Source organism: Ancylomarina sp. YFZ004 (assembly GCF_054254355.1).
In genome coordinates this window covers 126,523-135,366 of the sequence record NZ_JBTCHQ010000013.1, presented here as the reverse complement: position 1 = coordinate 135,366, position 8,844 = coordinate 126,523, and the positions used below count along the sequence as shown (strand labels likewise).

General features: G+C 32.4%; 10 protein-coding genes and 1 tRNA gene. 6 read left to right on the top strand and 5 right to left on the bottom strand.

Annotated elements, in window-relative coordinates:
• The first annotated feature begins 50 nt into the window (after positions 1–50).
• Both ACXR6G_RS17640 and ACXR6G_RS17635 read left to right on the top strand, forming a co-directional pair.
• A tRNA-Lys gene (locus tag ACXR6G_RS17640) sits at positions 51–123 on the top strand.
• 115 nt (positions 124–238) lie between these two features.
• The gene (locus ACXR6G_RS17635; protein WP_458362772.1) at positions 239–1,276 is read left to right on the top strand and encodes a quinone-dependent dihydroorotate dehydrogenase; all 1,038 of its coding nucleotides are present in this window, start codon (positions 239–241) and stop codon (positions 1,274–1,276) included.
• 242 nt (positions 1,277–1,518) lie between these two features.
• Here the strand turns inward: ACXR6G_RS17635 and ACXR6G_RS17630 are convergent, their stop codons facing one another.
• On the bottom strand, positions 1,519–1,899 hold the full coding sequence (locus ACXR6G_RS17630) for a VF530 family protein (RefSeq protein WP_458362771.1): 381 nt from the start codon (positions 1,897–1,899) through the stop codon (positions 1,519–1,521).
• A 576-nt stretch (positions 1,900–2,475) separates the two neighbouring features.
• Here ACXR6G_RS17630 and ACXR6G_RS17625 point away from each other — a divergent pair.
• From ACXR6G_RS17625 to ACXR6G_RS17615, 3 genes are read left to right on the top strand one after another with little or no spacing between them, the layout of a single operon-like run.
• The gene (locus tag ACXR6G_RS17625; protein ID WP_458362770.1) at positions 2,476–2,679 is read left to right on the top strand and encodes a hypothetical protein; all 204 of its coding nucleotides are present in this window, start codon (positions 2,476–2,478) and stop codon (positions 2,677–2,679) included.
• Complete coding sequence (locus ACXR6G_RS17620; protein ID WP_458362769.1) at positions 2,676–4,115, top strand: bifunctional metallophosphatase/5'-nucleotidase; 1,440 nt, start codon at positions 2,676–2,678, stop codon at positions 4,113–4,115. The genes ACXR6G_RS17625 and ACXR6G_RS17620 overlap by 4 nt, the downstream gene beginning before the upstream one ends.
• Positions 4,116–4,127: 12 nt before the next feature.
• Positions 4,128–4,328 (top strand): DUF3185 family protein, encoded by a 201-nt coding sequence (locus ACXR6G_RS17615; RefSeq protein WP_458362768.1) that lies wholly within the window; start codon positions 4,128–4,130, stop codon positions 4,326–4,328.
• Positions 4,329–4,411: 83 nt separating this feature from the next.
• Here the strand turns inward: ACXR6G_RS17615 and ACXR6G_RS17610 are convergent, their stop codons facing one another.
• From ACXR6G_RS17610 to ACXR6G_RS17595, 4 genes are all read right to left on the bottom strand, one after another.
• On the bottom strand, positions 4,412–4,687 hold the full coding sequence (locus tag ACXR6G_RS17610) for a hypothetical protein (RefSeq protein WP_458362767.1): 276 nt from the start codon (positions 4,685–4,687) through the stop codon (positions 4,412–4,414).
• Between the two features lie 727 nt (positions 4,688–5,414).
• Positions 5,415–5,573: a hypothetical protein gene (locus ACXR6G_RS17605; RefSeq protein ID WP_458362766.1), complete on the bottom strand. Its 159-nt coding sequence runs from the start codon at positions 5,571–5,573 to the stop codon at positions 5,415–5,417.
• A gap of 607 nt (positions 5,574–6,180) precedes the next feature.
• Entirely contained in the window at positions 6,181–6,456 is a 276-nt protein-coding gene (locus ACXR6G_RS17600; RefSeq protein WP_458362765.1) for a hypothetical protein, read from the bottom strand.
• Positions 6,457–6,754: 298 nt separating this feature from the next.
• Positions 6,755–7,072: an ASCH domain-containing protein gene (locus tag ACXR6G_RS17595; protein WP_458362764.1), complete on the bottom strand. Its 318-nt coding sequence runs from the start codon at positions 7,070–7,072 to the stop codon at positions 6,755–6,757.
• A 119-nt stretch (positions 7,073–7,191) separates the two neighbouring features.
• Here ACXR6G_RS17595 and ACXR6G_RS17590 point away from each other — a divergent pair, with 119 nt between their 5' ends.
• Complete coding sequence (locus tag ACXR6G_RS17590; protein WP_458362763.1) at positions 7,192–8,694, top strand: M28 family metallopeptidase; 1,503 nt, start codon at positions 7,192–7,194, stop codon at positions 8,692–8,694.
• Positions 8,695–8,844 lie beyond the last annotated feature (150 nt).

Below are 8,844 nucleotides of genomic sequence, written 5' to 3'. Positions count from 1 at the left end.
CAGAGGGATCACAATAAGACAAGCGAAAGTCTTTCAAATAAAATTAGCACGATTCCTTAGCTCAGCTGGTAGAGCACATCACTTTTAATGATGGGGTCCTGGGTTCGAACCCCAGAGGGATCACGAAAAAAGAGATTGCCATATGGTTAATCTCTTTTTTTATACCCCCACTCACAAATCAGACTCACTCCTCTTTTATTATAGAATTCCTATTATCTTTGTATAAAAATTAAGATAGATGAGTTTATATAAATTAGCCATACGCCCGATTCTTCTTCAGTTTGATCCAGAATCTGTTCATAAGTTTACTTTTAAATGCTTTAAACTATTTCAAAGATCAGCGCTTATCCGATCAATAGTTTCAGCACAGTTTAGCGTCAAAGATCCTAGACTAGTGAGAAATTTATTTGGCTTGACATTTCAAAATCCTATTGGTTTAGCTGCTGGTTTAGATAAAAATGCTGAAGCTTTCGATTTTTTGGGAAGTATGGGCTTTGGTTTTATAGAAATTGGTACGGTTACACCCAAAGCACAAGCAGGAAACCCTCTCCCACGCCTTTTTCGCTTTGTAAATGACAAGGCTTTAGTAAATCGCATGGGATTTAATAACGAAGGCGTAGAAGAAGTTGTTCAGCGTTTACGCAAAAAAAGAACTCAAATTCTCATTGGTGGGAACATTGGCAAAAATAAACTCACCCAAAATGAAGATGCAACAAGTGATTATATCAAATGTTTTGATGCCCTCTACCCTCTTGTTGACTACTTTGTAGTAAATGTGAGCTCGCCAAACACACCAAATTTAAGAGAACTGCAAGAAAAAGAACCTCTAAAAAAGCTCTTGAGTGACTTGATGGACATAAATTGTTCCAAAGGAAAAATTAAACCTATTCTTCTTAAAATAGCACCAGATCTTAATCAGTCTCAGCTCGATGATATCATTGAAATCGTAAAAGAAACAAAGATTGATGGCATTGTTTCATCAAACACGACCATTTCGAGAGATGGTTTAAGCTATACTGATGAGCAGATTAAAAAAGTAGGTGCTGGAGGCATGAGTGGTCAACCCCTTCGTGATCGTTCCACTGAGGTAATTAGATACATTCATAAGAAATCGAATGGTCGTATTCCCATAATTGGTGTTGGTGGTATAATGAGCAAAGAGGATGCCTTAGAAAAACTGGATGCCGGAGCTTCTCTTATTCAACTCTACACAGGTTTTATATACGAAGGCCCAGCCTTGGTTAAAGCCATAAATAAAGAGATACTTCGAAGATAAACGTCTTCTCATAATTATATTTTAAATACAATATTCAACTATGTTCTCTTTACCTAAAATGGGCTAAACATTGTATCTCTATTTCTGAAACGCATATTAGGCAGATAAATATTAAAGGAAAGGCTTTTTCATTTCAAATCAATTCAATTTTGATACTGCTCATGTTTTTCAATGCCACACAACGCTTAAGCTAAACCCCTTTTATGGTTTGTGAACCAAGAAGGCTTTTAGCGAAATTGGGTTTATGTGATGTTGCCAAATCGTTTCCTTTTCAACATTTCTAAATAAATGTCCTCAACATGCTCTCGAGCCCAAGTCGTTCGTCTCAAAAATCCAAGGCTTGATTTCATTGTAGGGTTGTATTTGAAACAGCGAATATTGACACGCTCTCCGAGATATTCCCAACCATAATGCTCTACCAAACGTTCTAATACCACAACTAATTTCACTCCATGCAACGGATTATTTAATTCTTCTTCAGTAGCTTGTCTCCTGTTTCGTCTAGCAGGTTTCGCTTCATTCAGCATTTCATTTGTCTTAGGTTTGAACTCTGTAACTGAAAGCTCGTCTGATTGCTTCTGTTTATCAGTCGACTCTATCTTTTGATTATTTTTTATGTCCATTGTTTGTAAATGTTTCGTTGTATTCGTTTATAAAATGAAATACTGAATTATAATATTAACAGAGAAATATCGAATATGTTCAATTTCATACTTTAATGCTTGCCAAAGTTCCTAATAATGTAGGCTGTTATTTCTTATATATATTTTGAAAAAGTATTGTTATCCTAGCTTATTGGAGAGCTAACAACACTAAAAATTTAAGTTCGCAAAATTAAAGATAAATTCGACTAATCAATATTCAAAAGTCAAGCAAAATAAATATTCTTCATAAAATAGAAGCACTCTTCATAATCCTGCTAGTAGTAAATATGCGCTTCTCACTTAGATCCATTAAAAAAAACACCTTAGGATATGCCTTTAAAACTGCTTAACACCAGCCCATCAAGCATACCGAATAATCGGAATGCTCCCTCCTATCCTTCGGCTCCATTTCGACTTCGCTCAATGCAACGCGCTCAGGAATCAGGAGGGAAAATGCTTACTTATTAGAACTGTTGTTTATACTCATGTTCTCTTTTATCTAAAAAAGGGTTTAACTTTGTATCTCTATATTTCTGAAACGCATATAAAGCATCAATGGAGGTTTTCATCAACCATACAGCAGTAAGTATATTCAAAGGTGCACGCCTATCGGATGCAGTCTTGAAGTATTCAAAAGAAAGCCATAAACTTTTAATGAATCATCAGATTCGGCTTGAAGATGAACGTGGAAACTCAATGGATGCTGATGGATGTTTATGGGATGGGATTGAACTTTTTATTAAAAACAAAGCAAAATGATCAAAACAATTAAACCCTTATTCTTCCTCTCACTCATACTGCTTCTTGGAGCATGTAGTAAGGACTCATCCAATACTATTGTAGTCGAGAATAAGAGTGAAGATATCATCATTCTTCACATAAACGATGTTCATGCAGAAATCGATAATTTCCCAAAAATTGCAGCTTATATCAATGAACTTAGAGAAACCAACGATAATGTTTTTTTATTTTCTGCGGGTGACTTATTTAGTGGAAATCCTTATGTAGACCGACACAATAAACCAGGTTACCCAATGATCGATTTAATGAATAAGTTAAAATTCGATGCTGCAGTAATTGGTAATCATGAGTTTGATTATGGACAAGAAACTTTGAATAATCGAATAGAGCAAGCTAATTTCCCTTTCGTTTGTGCCAATATAGATGCTGGAAATGCAACATTAAATCAACCTAATGCTTACACAACACTTACAAGCAATGGGGGATTTGAAATTAAAATATTAGGTCTTATTGAGACAGGGACAGAGATTAATGGCCGTTATATACCATCAACACATCCTGATAAAGTTGAAGGAATAGAATTTCCTTATTATATAAGTGAGGCTAAAAATTACACTTACCTAAAAAAGAATGACAACCTATTTGTTGTTTTATCACATTTAGGTGAAAATTCTGATAGAAAATTAGCCATTGAATACAATGAAATTGATCTTATAATTGGTGGACACTCACATAAAGTTATCAAAAATCCTTATGAAGAAAATAATGCTTTAATCTGTCAAGCTGGTTCTAAAGGCAGATATATTGGTCGTGTAGATATAAAAATTGAAGATGGGCTTGTGCTTTCAAAATCTGCTAAACTCATAGAAGTAGAAAACTTAACTAAAACAGATTCGGAAATTGCTTCATTAGTTAGCGAATACAACGATAATCCTGCTCTAAACAAAGTCATCGCCCAAAATTTAGCAGAATTCAATAATAAAGATGAGATAGGTGCACTAATGACAGATGCAATTAATTGGAAATTGGAGACTGACATTGCCTTTCAAAATAAAGGAGGAATTAGATCGTGGTTACCTCTTGGAGATATAAAAATTAAACACGTTTACGAACTGGATCCTTTTAATAATGAGGTCATCATTTATGAAATGACTTGTGATGAGATTCGCTCTCTAATTAATGGAACAGGAAGTGGTGATTTGAAAGTAGCTGGTATACAGTATCGCTACATGGAACAAGGTATTCAACTTGAAGACTATGATGGAAGAGAATTGGATGAAAGTAAAACCTATAAAGTTGGACTCAATTCTTATGTAGCAAGTGCCTATACATTCGATCATACCGATGAAGGACAAAATTCCTATGTGATTACTGCCGATTGTTTAATTGATTTTCTTAAAAATGAAAAAGAGATTAACTATTCAGGAGTTATACGTATTTTGGGCACAAAATAAACAAGCTCTATTATGAATGTCAAGAAAATTAGTGCAGCAATTCTTGTTGTTTTAGGTATCATACTTATTACATATGGCTTTACTGAACTCAACAGCTTAGAGTCACAATTTACACGTGCCCTGGGACAAAAAGATAATAATGCAACTGGAAGCATTATTGGTGGTGCTGTATCGGCGATTATTGGTTTGTATCTAATGTTTCGCAAAAAATAAGCCAAATTAAGACATGAAAAAGGGGATAAACTGTTTAGTTTATCCCCTTTTATAATATATCGTTTCTTCTTTCTATACAAGTTCTAATTAATCATCTTTGAAGATTGAATTAAGCTAACCCTTAATACAATATGTCCGTTAGGTCTATTCCCAATAAACTCAGGTTTAAATCCAGCAACTTCCAATTCACTCTTTACCAATCTAATTAACTCAGAGCTTACGTGATTAAAGTGATGAGCGACAACTAAATTCCCTTTATTGAATTTTTGTTCAAACTTATCTAGAATCTTACTTACTTCAATTTTATGCTGCTGAATCTCTTTTTCTACAATATGCGAATATGCGGTTACGTTTTTCATAACTAAATAGAATTAAAGGTGAAAAAATAGATTTTGTTTAAACTGAATCAACATGAACTAAAATTTTTAATAGTTCCCTCATTGAGAATCACATTCAATTCTCCGTCCACTCTTTAAACAATACTTTTAATTTCAAACAGAAAAGTTTTTTTTTAACTTCGCTATCACAAATATAAACCTTTTATTCATAAATCAATGACGAAACTCGCTTTTTATTACACTAATATCATTTTTTCGCTGATTAACGACAATACTCTTTTTTCACATATTTCATAAAGTGCAAATTCTTAAACACATTAGCTTTTACATACAAATCTTTCACTACTCATTAATAATAAATCCAAACTCGATCAGCATGAAAGGGATTTCTTCTTTCAAATGTAGATAAATGGTAATATTCCAATCATCGGTATACTTGATATTATGAGTTAAGAAGATGCCTTAGAAAAGTTAGAAGTTGGGGCTTAACTTACTTTCAGGTGCTTATTCCATAGTGTTCCTTTTTTTGTGTAAGGCTATATTAGGACGAGACAAATGACATGAAAAAAGGGGATAAACAATTCAGTTTATCCCCTTTTATAATATATCGTTTTTTCTTTCTATACAAATTCTAATTACACATCATTGCAGATTAAATTAAGCTAACCCTTAACACAATATGTCTGTTAGTCTATTCCCAATAAACTCAGGTTTAAAACCTGCAGATTGCAATTCATGCTTTACAAATCTAATTAGCTCTGAACTTACTTGATTGAAATGATTGAGCAACAACTAAACTTACTTGATTAAATTTTTGTCCAAACTTATCTAGAATCTTACGTGCTTCAATTTTATGCAGCTGAATTTCTTTTTCTACAATATGCGAGTATGCGGCTACGTTTTTCATAACTTAATAGAATTAAAGGTGAAAAAATAGATTTTGTTTAAACTGAATCAACATGAACTAAAATTTTTAATAGTTCCCTCATTGAGAATCACATTCAATTCTCCTTCTTCTCTTTAAACATTGTTTTAATTTCAAACAGAAAAGTTTTTTATAAAACTTCTCGATCACAAATATAAACCTTTTATTAATAAACCAATGACTAAACTCGCCTCTTCTTACACTAATGTCACTTTTTTAATGATTAACGACAATGCTCTTTTTTTCCATATTTTATAAAGTGCAAATTTTTAAGCACATTAGCTTTTACATTCAAATCTTTCACTACTCATTAATAATAAATATAAACTCGATCAGCATGAAAGGGATTTCTTCTTTCAATTTTAGATAAATTGTAATATTCCAATCATTGGTATGCTTGATATTATGAGTTAAAAAGATGCCTTAGAAAAGTTAGAAGTAGGGCTTAACTTACTTTCAGGTGCTTATTCCATAGTGTTCCTTTTTGTGTAAGGCTATATTAGGACGAGACAAATGACATGAAAAAAGGGGATAAACAATTCAGTTTATCCCCTTTTATAATATATCGTTTTTTCTTTCTATACAAATTCTAATTACACATCATTGCAGATTGAATTAAGCTAACCCTTAACACAATATGTCCGTTAGGTCTATTCCCAATAAACTCAGGTTTAAAACCTGCAGCTTCCAATTCATGCTTTACCAATCTAATTAACTCAGAGCTTACTTGATTGAAGTGATGAGCAGCAACTAAACTTCCTTTATTGAATTTTTGTTCAATCTTATCTAGAATCTTACGTGCTTCAATTTTGTGCTGCTGAATTTCTTTTTCTACAATATGTGAGTATGCGGCTACGTTTTTCATAACTAAATAGTATTAAAGGTAAAAAATAGATTTTGTTTAAACTGAATCAACAAGAACTAAAGTTTATAATAGTTCCCTCGCTGAGAATCTCATTCAATTCTCCTTCTTCTCTTTAAACATTGTTTTAATTTCAAACTTTTCTTTCACAATTATAAATCTTTTTATTCAAAAATTAATGATGAAGCTTAAATTAATTTACGTGAACGTCGATTTTTCATTGATGAATGAAAAAATGTTTTTCTCTCATATTTTATAAAGTGCAGATTTCTAAGTACATTCGCTTTTACACACAAGTCTTTTAGTATTTATTCAGAATGCATCTAAATTCGACCAACATTAAAAGGTCTTCTTCATTCAAATGAGGATAAAAACCAATTAAAGCATTCCAGAGTTCAGTTTTGGATTGAAACCCATCTTTTTGAATTTCATTTACACTCATACGATTAATTGTCTTAAATGTTATTCCTGTAATCTCAATTGGCATACTCGAACCATCAGAGAAGTCAGCCATTGCCTGACCTAAAGGGTAATGTGGTTCATCTATTCGAGCTGTTTGTATTTTTTTACCAAGACGTATGTCTTGATAAAAACTTTCGTGAAAATGTATTCTTACCATCCTATTTAAATATTATTCGCTTTCAATTTCATTCAATACCTAAAAGGTATTTATCTTAATATAAAATCATTACTTTTAACTAAACAATTCTATGAATTTCTAGATTTAAAATTTCTTTTATGAAAAGAGCAATTTTCTGTTTATTAATAAGCTTAAGCTTTCAATTGCTTGGTTTTTCACAAAACTATTCTAATATTGACTTCGCACATCGTATTTCTGAGAAAGATATTGAAAAAAATGTCGAAGCTCTTTGCTCTTATAAAATGCAGGGACGTGAAACGGGAACAAAAGGACAAAAAAATGCAGCAGTCTATATCTATTCCCAATTTAAACATGCAGGATTAAAGGCGATTGATAAAAGTCAGGATAGCCTATCCTACTTTCAATCCCTTAATCTTTCCAAACTGAGATTACCTTCAGGAACAATAAAAGTTAACAAGAGAACTTTTCGCAATTATAAGGATTTTGTGGCCGCCCCTGTGCAAGATTCAACTTTCAAAGATTTGGATATCGTTTTCATCGGCAATTCTCCCATCGAAAACTATTCCGAAATTGATTTCACCAACAAAGCGGTTTTATTTCTTACAACAAACTTCCACAAAGCTTTTTCTGAAGCATTTCAAATATGGAAACATTCCAAACCAAGCCTAATCTTATTTTGCGATCCAATAAACAACTGCTTGTTTGATCGATTTATACATACAAGTAAGAGCATGAGAAATAAACGTTTTCGTTTAAAGGAACCTATTAATATAGCTGATACAATAAGATCTAGTAAAGAATTAGATTTATACGACTATATAAGAACCCAACAAATTATTCCTATTTCTACTCGACTTGCAAAAGCGATAACAAGCTTAAAACTAAAACAGCTAAAAAATATCGTCACGAATCAAAATCAAACAACACCTATAAAAACCCATCTGCAATTGCAGTTAATAAAGAATGATGAAATAATAAAAACAGAAAATGTTATATCTTTAATAGAGGGCACAGAAAAACCTAATGAATACATTGTTATCTCTGCTCATTACGATCATTTAGGTGCTCATAAAGGCTTAGTCTTTCACGGAGCCAATGATAATGCTTCTGGAACTTCGGCACTAATTGAGATAGCAAAAGGTTTTAAGGATGCCTGCAAAAAGAACAAGCTACCTAAACGTAGTATTCTATTTGTGGCCTTTACAGGTGAAGAAAAAGGCCTGCTTGGCTCACGGTTCTTTATTAACAACTCGCCCGTCCCTTTAAAATCGATCAAAGCAAACTTAAATATGGATATGTTGGGACGAATTGATACCAATCATGAACTTTCTAATTACGTTTATTTATTGGGAACCTCGGACTTAAATCCAAAGCTTAAACAATTAAGTGACAGTTTAAACAGCTTGCATCCAAATTTAATTCTAGATTATGAATACGATCAGCCTCACAACCCACTCTATGGTGCTTCAGATCAAGCTTCCTTTGTAGAAAAAGGTATCCCCTCCATTATGTATTTCAATGGGCTACACGATGATTATCATACAACAAATGATACGGCTGATAAATTGAATTATAAAAATATTAAACGGGTTGCACAACTCGTATTCTTAACAGCTTGGGAACTCGCTAATCAAAACTAGTATAATTGCATAAATCTAATTTTTAATAGGTTTCGTGTACAATTTCGATACTTTTATCAAGGATATAAAACAAACATGAATTCAATTAATCTTATTATTTGTTCAATTTAATTCTGATTTTTCGGATAAGAACACTATTTTTGTATAATA

Excerpts from the sequence above, each read along its gene's own strand:
- ACXR6G_RS17635 (WP_458362772.1), top strand. The coding sequence starts at position 239 with ATGAGTTTATATAAATTAGCCATACGCCCGATTCTTCTTCAGTTTGAT.
- ACXR6G_RS17625 (WP_458362770.1), top strand. The coding sequence starts at position 2,476 with ATGGAGGTTTTCATCAACCATACAGCAGTAAGTATATTCAAAGGTGCA.
- ACXR6G_RS17595 (WP_458362764.1), bottom strand. The coding sequence starts at position 7,072 with ATGGTAAGAATACATTTTCACGAAAGTTTTTATCAAGACATACGTCTT.
- ACXR6G_RS17630 (WP_458362771.1), bottom strand. The coding sequence starts at position 1,899 with ATGGACATAAAAAATAATCAAAAGATAGAGTCGACTGATAAACAGAAG.
- ACXR6G_RS17615 (WP_458362768.1), top strand. The coding sequence starts at position 4,128 with ATGAATGTCAAGAAAATTAGTGCAGCAATTCTTGTTGTTTTAGGTATC.
- ACXR6G_RS17590 (WP_458362763.1), top strand. The coding sequence starts at position 7,192 with ATGAAAAGAGCAATTTTCTGTTTATTAATAAGCTTAAGCTTTCAATTG.
- ACXR6G_RS17610 (WP_458362767.1), bottom strand. The coding sequence starts at position 4,687 with ATGAAAAACGTAACCGCATATTCGCATATTGTAGAAAAAGAGATTCAG.
- ACXR6G_RS17620 (WP_458362769.1), top strand. The coding sequence starts at position 2,676 with ATGATCAAAACAATTAAACCCTTATTCTTCCTCTCACTCATACTGCTT.
- ACXR6G_RS17600 (WP_458362765.1), bottom strand. The coding sequence starts at position 6,456 with ATGAAAAACGTAGCCGCATACTCACATATTGTAGAAAAAGAAATTCAG.
- ACXR6G_RS17605 (WP_458362766.1), bottom strand. The coding sequence starts at position 5,573 with ATGAAAAACGTAGCCGCATACTCGCATATTGTAGAAAAAGAAATTCAG.